Source organism: Dermatobacter hominis, assembly GCF_020715685.1.
Lineage (GTDB): Bacteria > Actinomycetota > Acidimicrobiia > Acidimicrobiales > Microtrichaceae > Dermatobacter > Dermatobacter hominis.
Window position 1 is genome coordinate 1,973,449 of record NZ_CP085840.1, and the last position, 16,522, is coordinate 1,989,970.

Annotated in this window: 13 protein-coding genes; 6 read left to right on the plus strand and 7 right to left on the minus strand. The window is 74.5% G+C overall.

The window, feature by feature from the left end:
* Positions 1-8 precede the first annotated feature (8 nt).
* Positions 9-2,804: an O-antigen ligase family protein gene (locus tag LH044_RS09265; RefSeq protein WP_227759743.1), complete on the minus strand. Its 2,796-nt coding sequence runs from the start codon at positions 2,802-2,804 to the stop codon at positions 9-11.
* Between the two features lie 218 nt (positions 2,805-3,022).
* Here LH044_RS09265 and LH044_RS09270 point away from each other — a divergent pair, with 218 nt between their 5' ends.
* Both LH044_RS09270 and LH044_RS09275 read left to right on the plus strand, forming a co-directional pair.
* Positions 3,023-3,829: a purine-nucleoside phosphorylase gene (locus LH044_RS09270; protein WP_227759744.1), complete on the plus strand. Its 807-nt coding sequence runs from the start codon at positions 3,023-3,025 to the stop codon at positions 3,827-3,829.
* A gap of 7 nt (positions 3,830-3,836) precedes the next feature.
* Entirely contained in the window at positions 3,837-5,576 is a 1,740-nt protein-coding gene (locus LH044_RS09275; RefSeq protein WP_227759745.1) for a phospho-sugar mutase, read from the plus strand.
* A 70-nt stretch (positions 5,577-5,646) separates the two neighbouring features.
* Here LH044_RS09275 and LH044_RS09280 read toward each other — a convergent pair whose 3' ends face one another.
* Positions 5,647-6,804: a hypothetical protein gene (locus LH044_RS09280; protein WP_227759746.1), complete on the minus strand. Its 1,158-nt coding sequence runs from the start codon at positions 6,802-6,804 to the stop codon at positions 5,647-5,649.
* Positions 6,801-7,496, minus strand: a complete 696-nt coding sequence (gene deoC / locus LH044_RS09285; protein ID WP_227759747.1) for a deoxyribose-phosphate aldolase — start codon at positions 7,494-7,496, stop codon at positions 6,801-6,803. Before deoC ends, LH044_RS09280 begins: the two co-directional genes overlap by 4 nt.
* 219 nt (positions 7,497-7,715) lie before the next feature.
* Here deoC and LH044_RS09290 point away from each other — a divergent pair, with 219 nt between their 5' ends.
* A complete protein-coding gene (locus LH044_RS09290) occupies positions 7,716-8,939 on the plus strand; it encodes an acyltransferase family protein (protein ID WP_227759748.1) in 1,224 nt (407 codons plus the stop codon).
* A 61-nt stretch (positions 8,940-9,000) separates the two neighbouring features.
* On the opposite strand, the gene LH044_RS09295 is transcribed toward LH044_RS09290, so the two are convergent.
* Entirely contained in the window at positions 9,001-10,023 is a 1,023-nt protein-coding gene (locus LH044_RS09295) for an adenosine kinase (RefSeq protein WP_227759749.1), read from the minus strand.
* An 83-nt stretch (positions 10,024-10,106) separates the two neighbouring features.
* Between LH044_RS09295 and larE the strand changes: the two genes are divergently transcribed.
* Together larE and larC are read left to right on the plus strand one after the other, a co-directional pair.
* Entirely contained in the window at positions 10,107-11,756 is a 1,650-nt protein-coding gene (gene larE / locus LH044_RS09300) for an ATP-dependent sacrificial sulfur transferase LarE (RefSeq protein WP_227759750.1), read from the plus strand.
* Between the two features lie 13 nt (positions 11,757-11,769).
* The gene (gene larC / locus LH044_RS09305; protein WP_227759751.1) at positions 11,770-12,966 is read left to right on the plus strand and encodes a nickel pincer cofactor biosynthesis protein LarC; all 1,197 of its coding nucleotides are present in this window, start codon (positions 11,770-11,772) and stop codon (positions 12,964-12,966) included.
* A 34-nt stretch (positions 12,967-13,000) separates the two neighbouring features.
* Here the strand turns inward: larC and rsmI are convergent, their stop codons facing one another.
* From rsmI to ychF, 3 genes are read right to left on the minus strand one after another with little or no spacing between them, the layout of a single operon-like run.
* Positions 13,001-13,855 carry a 16S rRNA (cytidine(1402)-2'-O)-methyltransferase gene (gene rsmI / locus LH044_RS09310; RefSeq protein ID WP_227759752.1) on the minus strand — a complete coding sequence of 285 codons (855 nt, stop codon included), beginning with the start codon at positions 13,853-13,855 and terminating at the stop codon, positions 13,001-13,003.
* Positions 13,852-14,187, minus strand: coding sequence for a DUF192 domain-containing protein (locus LH044_RS09315; RefSeq protein WP_227759753.1), 336 nt, complete (start codon positions 14,185-14,187; stop codon positions 13,852-13,854). Before LH044_RS09315 ends, rsmI begins: the two co-directional genes overlap by 4 nt.
* A gap of 30 nt (positions 14,188-14,217) precedes the next feature.
* The gene (gene ychF / locus LH044_RS09320; protein ID WP_227759754.1) at positions 14,218-15,306 is read right to left on the minus strand and encodes a redox-regulated ATPase YchF; all 1,089 of its coding nucleotides are present in this window, start codon (positions 15,304-15,306) and stop codon (positions 14,218-14,220) included.
* Between the two features lie 120 nt (positions 15,307-15,426).
* Here ychF and LH044_RS09325 point away from each other — a divergent pair, with 120 nt between their 5' ends.
* The gene (locus LH044_RS09325; RefSeq protein WP_227759755.1) at positions 15,427-16,521 is read left to right on the plus strand and encodes a PHP domain-containing protein; all 1,095 of its coding nucleotides are present in this window, start codon (positions 15,427-15,429) and stop codon (positions 16,519-16,521) included.
* Position 16,522: the final 1 nt, after the last annotated feature.

The following is a 16,522-nucleotide window of genomic DNA, read 5'->3' on the forward strand; positions in this document are numbered from 1 at the left end:
CGACCGGTTCACACGTCCATCATCACGACGCCGGAGGGACCGGCGCTGAAGGTCCGGATCGGCGCCGCAGCGTCCTCGGCGTCGAACGTCACCGTGCGGCCCTCGACCAGCGTGAGGAGCGCGGCGTCGGCCCAGGCCAGCAGGGCCCCGACCGGCACGTCGGAGGTGAGCGACGGTGCGAGGACCACGAGCGTGACGTCGGGTCCGAAGCGGTCGAACAGCTCGGGCCGGATCACGGGGTGCTGCCCGCGGGACCGGCGGCCGAGGGGCAGGAACCGGAGCCGGGAGCCGTGGTCCTTGAGCGCTCGTCGCACCGACGACGGCAGGCGCCAGCGGTTGACGCGCCGCAGCAGCGGCTCGATCGCCGCCCCGTCGAGCACCTGCAGCAGGCCGGACCGCAGGGGTCCGCTGAGGCGCCTCGTCAACTTCGGCGAGTCGACCTGGGCGTCGATCAGCACCACCCGCCGGTCCTCGGCCGCGATCGCCGCGGCCAGGCCCGCGGCGAGGCTCCGGGCCGCCGGGTCGGGGCGCGGGGTGCCGACGACGATGCGCCGGGGTTCGTCCTCGCGACCCACGAACTCGGCCGCCATCGTCGCCACCTGCGCGTACTGGGCGCCGGTCGCCGCGTAGCGGCGGCCGGAGCGGCCGACGTGGGTCCACACCCCCATGCCGATCGCGGCGAGCAGGTCGTCGTCGTTGTTGACCCGTGGGCGGCGCTGCTGGAGGAGCACAAGTCCGGCTGCCGCGAGGGCCCCCGTCAGCGCACCGATGAACCCAGCCCATGCGACCTTTGGACTCTGCACGGCGATCGATGGTTCGGGATAGGCCGGAAGAAAGAGGGGGCTCGTGTCAAATCGTTGCTCGCCAGGATACACGGGCCGCAGTTCGTCGGCGACGCGATCGAGTGCCGCAGCGCGACTCTCGGCGACGACGTTGTCCAGCGCCGGCACGATGTAGGGAAGCGCACCTTCAGCCACAGCGGCGTCGTTGACTCGGAATTGAATGCGCATGTAGGCGCCGAACTGCCGGCGATCGACGCTCACGGCGTCACGAACCTCCTCAACGGACATCTCCAAACCGGCAAGGCGCTGGAGCTCCACGGCATAGGCACCCGAAGTTGCGAGTGAATTGATCACCTGCATCTGCGTCCCAGAGAGGACGACTCGGTTATTGCCACGAGTCTCGGCGAGCTCCGGAAGGACGATCTCTCCAGCAGCCACGTACCGAACTGGAAAGGAAGACATGACCAATGCACCCAACACCATCCCGCCGAACGCCCCGGCGACGATCCAATATCGGAATCGACGCGACACTCGCACATCCCATCGGGCGAGGTCTGGCGCTTGCCAAACCTTCTGCTCGTACGTGGGCGGCGGGTCGAGCTCTGCTGGCAGGAGCGTGTCCTTCTCACCTGTCGTGAGCTGCCGAACATCAGTCGGCTGGACAAAGCCCCTCCAGCGCGTCTTCTTTGAAGGCACCTGCAGAGCTGCGGCCAGACCGATGAGACACCACGCCAGCTTGTTGTTGAGCAGGGGAAGGAACATGGAGCTCGACAGAACCGGCAGCATCATGATGAAGAGCGTTCCTGACAGCTCCTTGGTTTGGGCCCACCGAGGTCGGAGGAATCCCAGCATTGCGATGAGGAAGATCGAGATCCAGATCAGCAGTCCAACAAGGCCGAGGTCCCCGGCAATGTCCAACCACGTGTTGTGGGACGAGACATCCTCGCGGGTGTCAGCGAGCTCCTGCACCCCAGGCGTTGTGGTCATGCTCGGAACGATCTTGGTCTTCAACTGGCCAAATCCGTGTCCAAGAAGCGGTCTGTCCCCGATTAGGTCCACGGTGACGGCCCAGAAGTCCAGGCGACCGGCCCCTCGATCAGCGAAACCCCTCTGCAGGTTCGCAGGATTCGCAACGAAGCCAATCAAGAACGCCATTCCAGCGAGCACCAGGGCGCCTACTCCCACCCGCATCCGACGAACCGTGGAGAGGCCCGGTCGGCTGACGATCGTCGCAACGATGACGATCGCCCCACCGATGAGACCAGATCGACTGCCGGCTCCAGCGGCACCAGCAAGCACAAAGACGACGGCAACCGTGTACCAGCGCCTGGCGGCGATGCTGGTGGCGTTTCGCCTGTAGTAGACGGTGAGCGGGATCATCGCAGCCGAGATCATCCCGAAGAAGTTCGGATCAGCACCGAATCCGACCGACCGGGTGCCGAGGAACAAAGCGAGCACGCCAGCGCCGGCGCCGAAGAGACCGCCGACCCAGAACGCGCGAAGGAACTGCTCGATCTTGTCATGGCTGTCCACGAGCATCCCTGAGATCGCGAAGTAGACCAAGGCAAGCCCGAGCAGGCACATGGCAAGAAGCCACCCCCCTGCTTCGTCCGACCAGAAGCCGGACGCAACCGCATACACGGTCAACATCAGCACCGGCAGCCAGTGCCGAGTGGGGATGGCAGGAGGTCGCCACTTCTCGGCGATCAGCTTGTAGACGATGACGACCGCAACCAGTCCAGCCACGATCCGACCCATGCGGATCTGGCCCGCTCCGAGTCCATCGAAGTGGATGAGAAAGGCGACGACCTCGATCAGGGCGAAGCCCCGACGCAGGGCCCAGAGGCAGATGAGCGCAGCGACCGCCGCGACGGCGGCGATCAGCACGCCCCACTTGGACACGACGAGCAGCACCAAGACCGGTAGCGCCAGCAGGCTGGCGACCACGGCCGCCACCGCTCCCCGGCCGCGCCGCGGCGACGGGCCCCCGGGCAGCGTCGGCGGTCTGTCCAGTGTCTGCACGATCCTCCACGGGACCGCACTCGGCCCCGGCATCCTCGGCCGGGCGCGTGGGCCCGGTCGACCGGTCAAGGGTACCGGTGGGGGGTGCCGTGACCAGCGGCGGGCCCCCGGGGACATCTGCCCAGGGGCGCGGCCGGCGGTCGCCGCCCCGCCGGCCGTCGCCCGCCGGACCCGCTCGGGCGGACGGCGGGGCGCCGGGCGGGTGGAAGACTCCTGCGATGACGAACGGCGACCCGTACGCGCTGGCCCGCTCCGACGCCGACCTGCTCCGCGACCGCCTCGGCGAGCACACCGTGGCGGTCGTGCTCGGCAGCGGCTGGGCGGGCGTGGGCGCCGGGCTCGGCGACGTGCGCGCCGACATGGCGATGTCGGACCTCGCCGGGGTGCCCGCCCCCACGGTCGCGGGCCACGGCGGGACTGCGAGCTCGGTCGACGTCGGAGGGGTCCGCACGCTGGTGCTCGCCGGGCGCTCCCACCTCTACGAGGGGCACCCGCCGTCGACGGTGGTCCACGCCGTTCGGTCCGCCGTGCTGGCGGGCTGCACGACCGTCTGCCTCACCAACGCCGCCGGCTCGCTGCGGCCCGACGTCGGGGTGGGCACGCCGGTCGTGATCGCCGACCACCTGAACCTCACCGGCGCCAACCCCATGTGCGGCCCGGAACCGCCGGGTCCGCCCGGCAGCCGCTTCACCGACCTCACCCGGCTCTACAGCCCGCGCCTGCGGGAGGCCGCCGGCCCGGACCGGGTCGAGGGCGTCTACGCCGGCCTGCTCGGCGGGAGCTACGAGACGCCGGCCGAGATCCGGATGCTGCGCACGCTGGGCGCCGACCTCGTCGGGATGTCCACCGTGCTCGAGGCGATCGCGGCGCAGCACCTCGGCGCCGAGGTGTTCGGCGTCTCGCTCGTGACCAACCTGGCCGCCGGCCTGGCCGCCGAGATCGACCACGGCGAGGTCCTGGCGGCCGGCGCCGCTGCGCAGGACCGGCTCGCCGACCTGCTCCGGCGGGTGGTGGCGGCCGCCTGAGGTGGGCGTGGACGACCTCGTCGAGCGGGCCCGGCTCTGGTCGCTGCTGGAGACCGATCCCGAGGGGCGCCGGGCGCTGCTCGACGCCGTCGCGGCCGCGGAGCGGGGCGACCGCACCGCGCTCGTCGACCTCGTCGACGGCCGGCTCCGCTTCGGCACGGCCGGCCTGCGTGGGCCGCTGGGCCCGGGACCCCGGCGCCTGAACGTCGTGGTCGCCGAGCAGACCGCGGCGGGGATCGCCCGCGTGCTGCTCGACGACGTCGCCGACGCCGCCTCCCGGGGCGTGCTCGTCGGGCGCGACGGCCGGCACGGCTCGGCGGCCATGGCGGCGGCGGCCGAGGCGGTGTTCCGGGCCCACGGGCTCGCCGTGGCCGGCTTCGACGGCCCGGTCCCGACGCCGCTCGTGGCGAGCACGCTGGCCCACGGCGACGCCGCTGCCGCCATCGTCGTCACCGCCAGCCACAACCCGGCGGCCGACAACGGCATCAAGGTGTACTGGGCCGACGGCGCACAGATCGTGGCTCCCCTCGACGCACGGATCGCGGCCGAGATCGACCGGGCCGCCGCCGAGGTGGCCGCGGCGGTGGCCGCGGAGCCCGACGACCCGATCGCCGCCGCGCACCGCGTCGTCCGTCCCGGTCCGGGGAGCGCACCCCGGACCGACCTCGGCACGTCGTCGACCGGGCCGGCCGCCGACGCGTACGTCGAGCGGGCGCTCGTCGGAGTGCATCCCCGCAGCACCGTCCCGCTCGCGCTCACCTCGATGCACGGCGTCGGCGCCGACCTGCTCGAGCGCCTCCTCCGGGCCGCCGGCCACGACGACCTGCACGTGGTCGCCGAGCAGCGTGACCCCGATCCCGACTTCCCGACCGTCGCCTTCCCGAACCCCGAGGAGCCGGGCGCGCTCGACCGGCTGGTCGACGTGGCGGCCGGCGCCGGCTGCGCGGCGGGCCTCGCCAACGACCCGGACGCCGACCGGCTGGCGCTCGTCGTCCCCGACGGCCACGGTGCGTGGCGCGCCCTGACCGGCGACGAGGTCGGCGCCGTCCTCTGCCACCACCTGCTCGAGCGAGACGCCGCCGGTGCGCCCGACGCCCGGACGCCGCTCGTGGCGACGACCGTGGTCAGCTCGCAGCTCGCCGGCGCGATCGCACGGGCGGCGGGCGCCCACGCCGTCGAGACGCTGACCGGGTTCAAGTGGCTGTGCCGCCCGGCGATGGAGCACCCCGAGTGGCGGCAGGTGCTCGCCTACGAGGAGGCGCTCGGCTACGCCGTCGGTCCGGACGCCCGCGACAAGGACGGGATCACCGCCGCGCTGGCGGTCGCCGACCTCGTCGCCGGGCTCGCCGCCGACGGCCGCACCGTCCTCGACCTGCTCGACGACCTCCACCGCCGGCACGGCGCCCACGTGACGAGGAACGGCTGGACCACGCTCGCCGGCCCCGACGCCGCCGAGGTGCTGTCCACGTTCGTCCGGCGCCTGGCCGACGCACCGCTCGACGAGATCGACGGCCGGCCGGTCGTGCACCGCGACCGCCCCGCGCCCGACGTGCTCCGGATGTGGACCGACGACGGGACGCGGCTGGCGATCCGGCCGTCGGGCACCGAGCCCAAGCTCAAGCACTACTGCGAGGCCGTCGTCGCCGTGGACGGCGACGGGCCCGAGGCGCTGGCCGCAGCCCGCGCCGAGGCCGGGCGGCGGGCCGACGGGGTCGTCGCCGCCGTGGGGGTCCTGCTCGGCGGCTGAGCCGGCGGCAGCTCGGCGGCTGAGCCGGCGGCAGCTCGGCGGCTGAGCCGGCGACTGCTCGGCTGAGCCGTCAGGCGGGCGGGCGGACCGCGAGCGAGTCGGGGCTGACGACGATGCCCGAGGGGTCGACGACCTCGAAGTCGGCGGCCGACAGCGCCCGCAGCGACTGGATGTCGGCCTGGTCCCACCGGGCGTCGGGGGTGCCGCGCACCCCGAAGCCGGGGCCCGTGTCGGACAGCACCATCCCGTACCGCTGGAGGCCGGTGGCGATGACGCGGGCCTGCGGGCCCAGCCCCGACAGGTCGGCGTCGGCCCGGAGCCGGAGCCACGCCCCCTGCGGCACCGCGTCGGGCGACGTCGAGCGGCCGTCGGTGGCCCGGGCGGGCCAGATCCAGCGGTCGGCGGCGCTGCGCTCGAGCGCGCCCAGGACCACGTGGTCGACCGACCCGGCGGCGACCTGGTCGTAGGTGACGGTGCCGGGGAGCAGCGGCAGGCCCGCAGCGATGGTCCACCCGCGCGGGTAGTCGTTCGAGTCGGTCCGGTAGCGAGCACCGGCGTCGGCCTCCCAGCGGCCGAACCACGACCGGACGCTCAGCAGCTCCCAGACGTCGTGGGTCGCCACGTCGATGCCGACGTAGTGCATGTCGAAGTGGTAGGTCGGCATCGCCTCGATGTAGGCGGGGTCGGTGATCGGGTACGGCCCGGGGTCGCTCTGCTCGGTCGCCAGCCGGATCGTGACGTCGCGTCGGGGGGTGGCGTCGTCGACGAAGTTGTACGGGATGCCGAACACCACGCCGTCGACCACCTCACCGGAGAAGCTCGGGCTGAGCTCGAGGTCCTCGATCGACGCGATCCAGCGCTCGCTGTCGGACGACACCGGCAGGTCGGCCACGCTCCGGAGGAACAGGTTGTCGGGGGGCATGAGGGTCGGCAGGGCGGCGAAGCGCGGCACGAAGAACGGCGGCGGTCGCGTGGCCCACGCACCGCAGCCGGCGACGAGGGCGACCACGGCGGCCACCGCGACGCCCACCGGCCGTCGACGTGGGAGCTCGCGCCGGGCCCGCACCCGGCGCCGGACGAGGAGGCCCACCACGACGAGCACGGCCACCACGGCGACCAGCAGGAACAGCACCGGCAGCACCTGCTGGGACCCCGGCACGATGACGTCGGGTCCGACCGTCCCGCCGGGCGCCTCGACCCCGAGGACCGGGGCGACCGACCCGCTCACGCCAGGCCGTCGAGCACGGCGACCGTGGCCGAGAGGCCGAGGCGGTCGGCGCCGGCGTCGATCGCGGCGAGCGCGGCGGCGGTGTTGCGGATGCCGCCCGACGCCTTCACCCGCGCCCGGTCGCCCACCGCGTCCCGCATGACGGCCACGGCGTCGACCGACGCGCCGCCGGCGGGGTGGAAGCCCGTGGACGTCTTCACGTAGTCGGCTCCGGCACCGACCACGGCCTCGCACGCCTGGCGCAGGACCGCCGGGGACCACAGCGCGGACTCCAGGATCACCTTGAGGACCACGTTCGGCACCGCCTCGCGCACGGCGGCGACGTCGGCGGCGACCGCGGCGAGGTCGCCGTCGGCGAGCGCCCCGAGGTCCGCCACCACGTCGACCTCGGCGGCCCCGAGCGCCACGACGGCCGCGGCCTCGTCGGCCTTCGACCTGGACAGCGAGGCGCCGTGGGGGAAGCCCACGACCGAGCAGACGGGGATCCGGTCGCCCACCGCCCCGACCACCGCGGCCACCATCGCCGGCTGCACGCACACCGACGCGCACCCCGTCGACACCGCGATCGCGGCCTGGTCGAGCACCTCGGCGACCGTGGCCTCGGGCCGCAGCAGCGTGTGGTCGATCCGTGCGGCGAGCGCCCGCCGGTCGATCCCGGAGCGGGCCGGCGCGGCGGCGTCGTGGTCGGGCACGGCACGGAGCGTACCGGCCCACCCCCGATGTCCGATCGGACACCATCCTGAGCCCCGTTCGGTCGCAGGGGTGGCGCGAGCGGCGACGAGGAGGCGCGGGATGGCATGAGAAATCCCCCGTTAGGGCGTTGTACCCAGGGGCGGGGGTTCGTAGTGTGACCCCACGGAGGCGGGGTCATCGACCCTGAGGGGAACTTCCGAAGGGCGATCCAGGGGGCGATGACCGTGTCGAACGGGGCGAGCGCGCGTCTGTCGAGGAGCGTGTACCTCGATGCGCTGAGGGCGGTCGCGCTCGTCCGCGTGATCGTCTTCCACGCCAGCGGCTCGTGGATGGTCACCGCCTTCACCGCGATGCCCCTCATGTTCTTCATCGCCGGCACCCTGTACGCCGCGTCGCTGGACCGTCGGCCCGCCCCGTCGGTCGTCCGGGACCGGTACCGCCGGATCATGCTCCCGTACTGGCTCTACCTGGCCGGGATGCTCGCGCTGTGGGGCGCCATGGGCGTGCTCGGCGAGATCACGCCGGCCAACTGGGTCGGGTTCCTCTTCCCCGTCGTGTCGATGGGCGGACCGGTGGGCCCGGGAGCCGACACCGCGCTGCACCTCACCTGGTTCGCCCTCTGGTACATCCAGATGCACCTCGTGCTGTCGCTGATCGGCGGCCCGCTGCGGCGCTGGCAGCGGGAGCGGCCGCGCGCGCTGTGGGGCAGCCTGGCCGCGATCTTCCTCGTCGGGGCGCTCGGGGCGCCGGGGCTGTCGATCGCCGTGTTCTACGCAGCGTGCTGGATCGTCGGGTACGCCCACCACGACGGGAAGGTCGAGGCCTGGATCCGGCCCCGCTGGGGCCGCGCCTGCCTGGTCCTCGGCCCCGTCGGCGCCATCGCGTTCTTCGGCTTCCACTCCCGGGCGGTCGTCGTCGCCGCCTTCGGCGTCGCCTTCCTCGGCGTGTTCTGGCTGGCGCTCGCCCTGGGCCTGCAGCCCCGCATCGAGCCGTGGCTCGAGGGGCGGGCCCAGCGATCGGTCACGACCTGGTTCAGCCAGCGCTCGCTCACGATCTACCTCTGGCACGGCGTCGCGCTGTGGATCATGGTCGAGGTCGACCTGCCGGGCGCCCTGGCCACCCGGCTCGCCGGCTGCGCCGTCCTGCTCGTCGTGGCGGTCGTGGCCTTCGGCTGGATCGAGGACGTCGCCGCCAAGCGGCCGATGCAGCTCTGGCCGCGGCTCCCGTCGTCGAGGGCCGCCCAGCTGGCGTCCGACCTGCAGGACCAGCGCGTGATCGACCTGCGCGACGCCAGGTCCGCCGCCGGTCGGCCGCGGGCCGTGGCCGACGTGCGGGAGGCCGACGCCGACGACCTCCGCGACCACACGATCATCGACCTGCGCGCGGCCCGCCGTTCGGCACGGGCGGCGGGCGGCGGCACCGGCGCCGACGGCGCCCGCTGAGCTGCGAAACACGGCGAACGGCGCCGATCCGGCGCCGCGTCGAGCGGTCGCCCAGGTCGCTTCAGGCGGAGAGGATCTCGCGGGCCAGGACCGACAGGTCCGTCTCGGGCCTCGGGCCCATGTGCGAGATCACCTCGGCGGCCGCCAGCGAGCCGAGCGCACCGCACGTCGCCAGGTCCATCTTGTGGCTGAAGCCGTAGAGGAAGCCCGACGCGTACAGGTCGCCGGCACCCGTGGTGTCGACCAGCTGCTCGACCGGGTGGGCCGGCACCTCGACCAGGGCGTCCTCGGTCACGATCACCGACCCCTTCTCGGACCGGGTCAGCGCCGCGACCGCACCGTGGCGGCGCACGCCCTCGACGGCCGAGTCGAAGTCGCTCTGGTAGAGCGTCGTGATCTCGGCCTCGTTCGCGAAGAGGAGGTCGACGTGGTGCTCGACGAGGTCGAGGAACGCGTCCCTGTGGCGCTCCACGCAGAAGCTGTCGGAGAGGGTGATCGACACCGTGCGGCCGGCGTCGTGGGCGATCCGGGCGGCGCGGCGGAACGCCTCCTGCGCCTCGGGCGGGTCGAACAGGTAGCCCTCGAGGTAGAGGACCGTGGCCGAGGCGACGGCCGCCTCGTCGACGTCGTCGGGACCGAAGTGCACCGACGCCCCGAGGTAGGTGTTCATCGTCCGCTGCGCGTCGGGCGTCACGAGGATCAGGCAGCAGCCGGTCGAGGGCCCGGCGGTGGCCCTGGCGGTCGAGTAGCGGACGCCCGTGGCGGCCAGGTCGTGGGCGAACACCGCACCGAGCTGGTCGTCGCGGACCTTGCCCAGGTACTGGGCGGTCCCGCCGAGCGACGCCAGGCCGGCCATCGTGTTGGCCGCCGACCCGCCCGAGACCTCGACGCCCGGGCCCATGCGCTCGTAGAGCAGCTCGACCCGCTCCGACTCGATGAGGTTCATGGAGCCCTTGACGAGGCCCAGCTCGGCGACGAGCTCGTCGGAGCCATGGCTGAGCACGTCGACGAGCGCGTTGCCGATGCCGACGACGTCGAGCTCGCCGGGGTTGACGTCGATCGTGGGGGCGTTGGTCGCAGGCACGGGGTCGAACGTTAGCGGTCGGGGTCGCACGGGAGCCCGGGCGCCGTGGGAGCGGTGCGGGCCCGGCCGGTACGCTCCGGCCCGTGACCCAGGCCGACGTGCGCCCCGACGGGACCGCACCCCTGCTGCCGCCGGACGGCGCGCCCGCCGGTGACGACCTCGCCGGGGCCGAGCGCCGCCTCGCCGAGGTCCTCCGTGGGATCGGTCCGGTCGTCGTGGCCTTCTCCGGCGGGGTCGACTCCGCGCTGCTGGCGCACGCCGCGCTGCTGGCCCTCGGACCCGACCGCGTGGTGGCGGTGACGGCGAGCTCCGCATCGCTCGCGACGGGCGAGCTCGAGCGCTGCCGCGACCTGGCCGCGGCATGGGGACTGCCGTGGCGTGCGGTCGACACGGACGAGATGGACGAGGCGCGCTACGTCGCCAACGGCACGGACCGCTGCGCGTGGTGCAAGGAGGCGCTGCTCGACCAGCTCGAGCCGCTCGCCGCCGGGCCGGCCGTCGCCGCGGGCGGGACCGGCCGCACGGCGCCGGCGACCGTGGTGCTGGGCGTGAACGTCGACGACCTCGGCGACCATCGCCCGGGCCAGGAGGCCGCCCGCCGTCGCGGTGCCCGCTTCCCCCTGGTCGAGGCGGGTCTGGCCAAGGCCGACGTCCGGGCGCTGGCCCGGCGCGCCGGGCTGGAGGTGTGGGACCGCCCGTCGCGGCCCTGCCTGTCGTCGCGGATCCCGTACGGCACGCCGGTGACGCTGACGACGCTGTCGCAGGTCGACCGGGCCGAGGCCGCCGTGCGCTCGCTCGGGCTGAGCGACGTGCGCGTGCGGCACCTCGGCGACACCGCCCGGGTCGAGGTGCCCGTCGCCGAGCTCGGCCAGGCCGCCGAGGTGGCCGAGCGCCTGGTCGCCGAGCTCGAGGCGGTCGGGTACCGCTACGTGACGCTCGACCTCGCCGGGCTGCGCTCCGGCAACCTCAACCACGTGGTCGCCGACGGCCCGTCGGACGAGCGCGGGCGCTCGGGCCCGGGTCCGTCGCGTGCGGAGCCCTCGGGTCCGGCGGTGGCGGGGCTCGGCCACACGCGGCCCGACCTCGACCGGGTGCGCCGGACCGGCCTGCCCGAAGCGGTGTACGCCGCCGGCAAGACCCCGCAGCAGTGCGCCGAGGTCGTCGCAGCGATGCTGCTCGACGGCACCGACCCCCTGGTCGTCACCCGGACGTCGGCCGAGCACCGCGCCGCGATCGCTGCGCTGGCCCCCGCCGTGCCGGTGCCGTCCGGCGAGTGGTCCGACACGCTGACCTGGCGCCACGCGCCCGTCGACCACGACCGCCGGGTGGCGGTGATCTCGGGCGGCACGTCGGACCAACCAGTGCTCGACGAGTGCGTCGGCACCCTCACCGCGCTGGGCGCCGACGTGCACGTCGTCCGCGACGTCGGCGTCGCCGGCCTCCACCGGCTGCTCGGGTCGCTCGACGAGCTGGCCGACGCCCGGGTCGTGGTCGCGCTGGCCGGCATGGAGGCGTCGCTGCCGACGGTGCTCGGCGGGCTCGTGCCCCAGCCGATCGTCGCCGTGCCGACCTCGACCGGCTACGGCGCCAGCCTCGAGGGGGTCACGGCCCTGCTGTCGCTGCTCAGCTCGTGCGCCCCCGGCGTCACCGTGGTCGGCATCGACAACGGGTACGGCGCGGCCTGCGCGGCGCTGCGGATCCTCGGCGGCGACCCGGGGGCGAGCGGGTCGTGAGCGGGCCGGGCCGGTGAGCGCCCTCTGGGTCAACCCGGCGGTCGGCGTCGCCGGCGACATGCTGCTCGCCGCGCTGCTCGACGCGGGCGCCGACCCCGAGGCCGTGCGGGCCACGGTCGCCGAGCTCCCGGTGCCCGGCTGGTCGCTCGACGCCGGGCCGACGACCCGGCGGGGCCTGACGGCGACGTCGGTGGTCGTCACCGCCCCCGACGGCGTCCACCACCGGAGCTGGTCGACCATCGACGCCATGCTCGCCGCCGCCGATCTGCCCGGCCCGGTGCGCGACGGCGCGCGGGCGACCTTCGAGCGCCTGGCCCGGGCCGAGGCGCACGTGCACGGCATCGACGTCGACGAGGTGCACTTCCACGAGGTGGGCGCAATCGACGCGATCGTCGACGTGGTCGGCACCTGGGCGGCCCTGCACGACCTCGGCGACCCCCGGGTCACCTCCGCGCCCGTCGGCCTCGGCATCGGGACGGTGCGCATGGCCCACGGGACGGTGCCGGTCCCCGCGCCGGCCACCCTGGAGCTGCTCGAGGGGCACCCCACCGCCCCGCTCACGGTCGACGGCCGGCCGGTCGAGCGCGAGACCGCCACGCCCACCGGCGTCGCACTGCTCACCACCATGGCCGCCGCGTGGGGACCGCTGCCCGCGGGCACGATCCGCGGCGTGGGCCGCGGCGCCGGCACCTGGGACCCGGCGGGCCACGCCAACGTCGTCACCGTCGTCCGCTACGAGCCGGCGGACGAGGCCGGTGCGGACCGCTGGCCGGCCGCCTCGGTCGAGGCGGTGGTCGTCGAGACCAACGTCGACGACGTGACCCCCGAGGTGCTGGGCCACGTGATCTCGCTGGCGCTGGAGCTCGGCGCCGACGACGCGTGGGTGCTGCCGGTGACGATGAAGAAGAGCCGACCGGGCCACCAGGTCCGGGTGCTGTGCCGGCCGGCGCTCGTGCCCGCGGTGCGTCGCCTGCTCGCGACCGAGACCGGCACGCTCGGCCTGCGGGAGTGGGCGGTGACCAAGCACGAGCTCGAGCGGCGCACCACGAAGGTCCTCGTCGACGGCCACACGGTCGGCATCAAGGTCGGCCCGTACGGGGCCAAGCCCGAGCACGACGACGTCGCCGCCGCCGCCCGCGCCCTCGACCGGCCCCTCCGCGACGTCGCGGACGAGGCCCTGGCCGCGTTCCGCGCCCGCCGGAGCGGCTGACCGGGTCCCGCCGACCGCCATCCCGCCGGTCGCGTCAGCCGTTGAGGAGGCGCTTGACCCGGTTGGGGGCGACGCCGAAGCGGTCGGCGACCGCGGCGGCCGCGTCGCGGCGGCTGGCGCCGCCGGCGAGCTCGGCGTCGAGGGCGGCGCGGAGGGCGTCGTCGTCGGCCTCGGCAGGTGCCGGCGCGCCGTCGAGCACGACCACGAACTCGCCGCGGGGCTCGACCTCGTCGGCGCGGGCGACGGCGTCGGCCAGCGTCCCGCGCCACGTCTCCTCGTGCAGCTTGGTCAGCTCGCGGCACAGGGCCACGCGGCGGTCGCCGCCGAGGGCATCGGCCAGATCGACCAGCGTGGTGGCGAGCCGGTGCGGCGCCTCGTACAGCACCACCGGCCGCCGCTCGGGCGCCAGCGCGGCGATGCGCTCGCGGCGCGCCGCGCCCTTGCGGGGCAGGAAGCCCTCGAACACGAAGCGCCCGGAGCCGTCGAGCAGCCCGCTGCCGACCGCAGCCACCGCCCCGGCGAAGGGCCCCGGCACCACCTCGACCGCCACGCCGGCATCGACCGCGGCGGCCACCAGCACCGCCCCCGGGTCCGAGAGGCCGGGGAGCCCGGCGTCGCTGACCACGGCCACGACGCCACCGGAGCGGGCCAGCTCGACCAGCCCGGCGCTCGCCTGCTCCTCGGTGTGGTCGTCGAGCCGCACGAGCGTCCGGCGGTCGACCCCGGCGTGGGCGAGCAGCCGGCCGGTGCGGCGGGTGTCCTCGCACGCCACCACGTCGGCGGCCTCGAGCGCGGCGACGGCGCGCGGCGACAGGTCCCCGAGGTTCCCGATCGGCGTGCCGACGACGACGATCCGGCCCGACCGGCCCGGAGGCGGCGCCTCGCTCATCGCACCTCCAGCTTGTCGCCCGGGCGCACGTCCCACCGCCGGAACGACCCGGCCTCCGCCTCGAGCACGACCCGGGCCCGCCACGCCGGCCGGCTGACGCGCCGCGGCGGCATCGTCAGCACCCGCACGACCCGGTAGCCGTCGCGGCCCTGCGGGATGCACGTCGCCACGTCGATCGGCACGCGCATCCCGAACGTGTGGACCGACCGGGCCCGCAGCCGCAGAACGCCGTCGACCCGGTCCCGGCCGAGCAGCCCGCGCCGGCGGGCCGCACGGGTGTCGGCGGTCTCGACCGACGCCAGCACGTCTCCGTTGCGGACCAGCCAGGGCATCAGCGGCGCACCTCCCTCGGGATCCGGCCCTCAGACGTTGAAGCGGAACTCCATCACGTCGCCGTCCACCGGCCGGTAGTCCTTGCCCTCGACGCGCAGCTTTCCGACGTCGCGGGCGGCCGACCACGACCCGATCTCCAGCAGCTCGTCCCAGTGGATGACCTCGGCGCGGATGAACCCCCGCTCGAAGTCGGTGTGGATCACGCCCGCGGTCTGCGGCGCGGTCGAGCCGGCCCGGAACGTCCACGCCCTCGACTCCTTCTCGCCGGTCGTGAAGAACGTGCGCAGGCCGAGCAGCGAGTAGGCGGTGTGGAGGAACTGCGGCAGCGCGCCCTCGCCGAGGCCGAGCGCCTCGAGCATCTCGACGCGGGACCCCTCGTCGAGCAGCGCGGCCTCGGCCTCGAGCTGGATGCTCAGCCCGAGCACGAGCTCGTCGGCCGACCCCGTGGCCGCGAACGCGGCCCGGGTCGGCGCGAGGACGGCGTCGAGGTCCTCCCACTGGGACTCGTCGACGTTGACCAGCGCCATCGCCGGCTTGGCGGTCAGCAGGAAGAACGGCCGCAGCAGCGCGAGCTGGTCGTCGTCGAGGCCCGCCCGGTACAGCGGGGTGCCGGCCTGGAGGTGCTCGACGGCGACCTCCATGGCCGCCACCTCGTCGGCCAGCGCCTTGTCGGCCCGGGCCGCCTTGCGCCGCTTGTCGATCTGCTTCTCCAGCGACTCGAGGTCCGCGTAGACCAGCTCGACCTCGAGCGTCTCGAGCTGCTCGACCGGGTCGGTCGAGCCCGGCACGTCGTCGTCGACGAAGGCGCGCAGCACGAAGACGATGGCGTCGACCTCGCGGATGTGGGAGAGGAAGCGGTTGCCCAGGCCCTCGCCCTGCGCCGCGCCCTTCACGAGCCCGGCGATGTCGACGAACTGCACGGCCGCCGGCACGACGTTGCGCGACTCGCTCATCTCGGCGAGCGCGGTCAGGCGGGCATCGGGGACCTTGGCGACGCCCACGTTCGGGTCGACGGTCGCGAAGGCGTACGGGGCGGCGAGGGCGCCGCCGCCGGCCAGCGCGTTGTACAGCGACGACTTGCCGGCGTTCGGCAGTCCGACGAATCCGAAGCGTTCCACTGAGCTCCTCTGGTGGGCACCCACCGTGGTGGTCGCACCGACCGGGGACCGGTCCGGGCGTGCGGCCGCCCGTCCGGGCGGCCTCTCCGGAGGGTAGTGGCCGCACGTAGGCTCCCGGACGTGAGCGACCAGGGGCGACCGGACGGGATCGGCGGCGCGGCGGTGTTCGCCGCGGGCCTCGACGCCGACGAGGCACCCGAGCGGGCCCGGGCCGCGCTCGACGTGGCGCTGTACCACCTGGACCGGGGGTTCGCCCCGACCGGCAAGGCCCGGGCGTTCCAGAAGGCGCGCGACATCGTCGCCGACCTGGCCCCGGGCGAGCTCGAGCAGCGCGTGGCCGCCGGCACCCTGCAGGACCTCCCGGGGATCGGGGCGTCGACCGGGTCGGTGATCGCCGACGCCGTCGAGCGCCGACCCTCGACCTACCTCGCCGACCTCGCGGCGTCGACCGTCCAGGACCCGGGCGACGGCGCACCGCTGCGCGCCCGGATCAAGGGCGACCTGCACAGCCACACCTACTGGTCCGACGGCGCCGAGAGCGTGCGGACGATGGCGCTGACCGCCCGGGCGCTCGGCCACGAGTACCTGGCGGTCACCGACCACTCGGCCCGCCTCACCGTCGCCCACGGGTTGGACGAGGCCCGCCTCACCGAGCAGCTCGCCGAGATCGAGGCGCTCAACGCGGAGCTGGCGCCGTTCCGCATCCTCACCGGCATGGAGGTGGACATCCTCGAGGACGGCCACCTCGACCTGTCGGCCCCGTTCCTCGAGCGGCTGGACCTCGTGGTGGCGTCGGTGCACTCGAAGCTCCGGATGGACGAGCGCGAGATGACCCGCCGGATGGTGATGGCGGTCGCCGACCCGAACGTCGACGTGCTCGGCCACTGCACCGGCCGCAAGATCACCGGCCGGGGCCGGCCCCCGTCGCGCTTCGACGCCGAGATCGTGTTCGCCGCGTGCGCCCGCTTCGACACCGCCGTGGAGATCAACTGCCGGCCCGAGCGGCGCGACCCGCCCGAGGAGCTGCTCGCCCTCGCGCTCGAGTGGGGGTGCCGGGTGTCGATCGACACCGACGCCCACGCGCCCGGTCAGCTGGAGTGGCAGGCGTGGGGCTGCGGGTTCGCGACCGACATGGACGTCGACCCGTCCCGCATCGTCAACACCTACGAGGCCGACGAGCTGCTGGCCTGGGCCGGCTCGCACCCGACGGGCTGAG

Excerpts from the sequence above, each read along its gene's own strand:
- LH044_RS09315 (WP_227759753.1), bottom strand. The coding sequence starts at position 14,187 with ATGCCCTGGCTGGTCCGCAACGGAGACGTGCTGGCGTCGGTCGAGACC.
- LH044_RS09270 (WP_227759744.1), top strand. The coding sequence starts at position 3,023 with ATGACGAACGGCGACCCGTACGCGCTGGCCCGCTCCGACGCCGACCTG.
- LH044_RS09290 (WP_227759748.1), top strand. The coding sequence starts at position 7,716 with ATGACCGTGTCGAACGGGGCGAGCGCGCGTCTGTCGAGGAGCGTGTAC.
- rsmI (WP_227759752.1), bottom strand. The coding sequence starts at position 13,855 with ATGAGCGAGGCGCCGCCTCCGGGCCGGTCGGGCCGGATCGTCGTCGTC.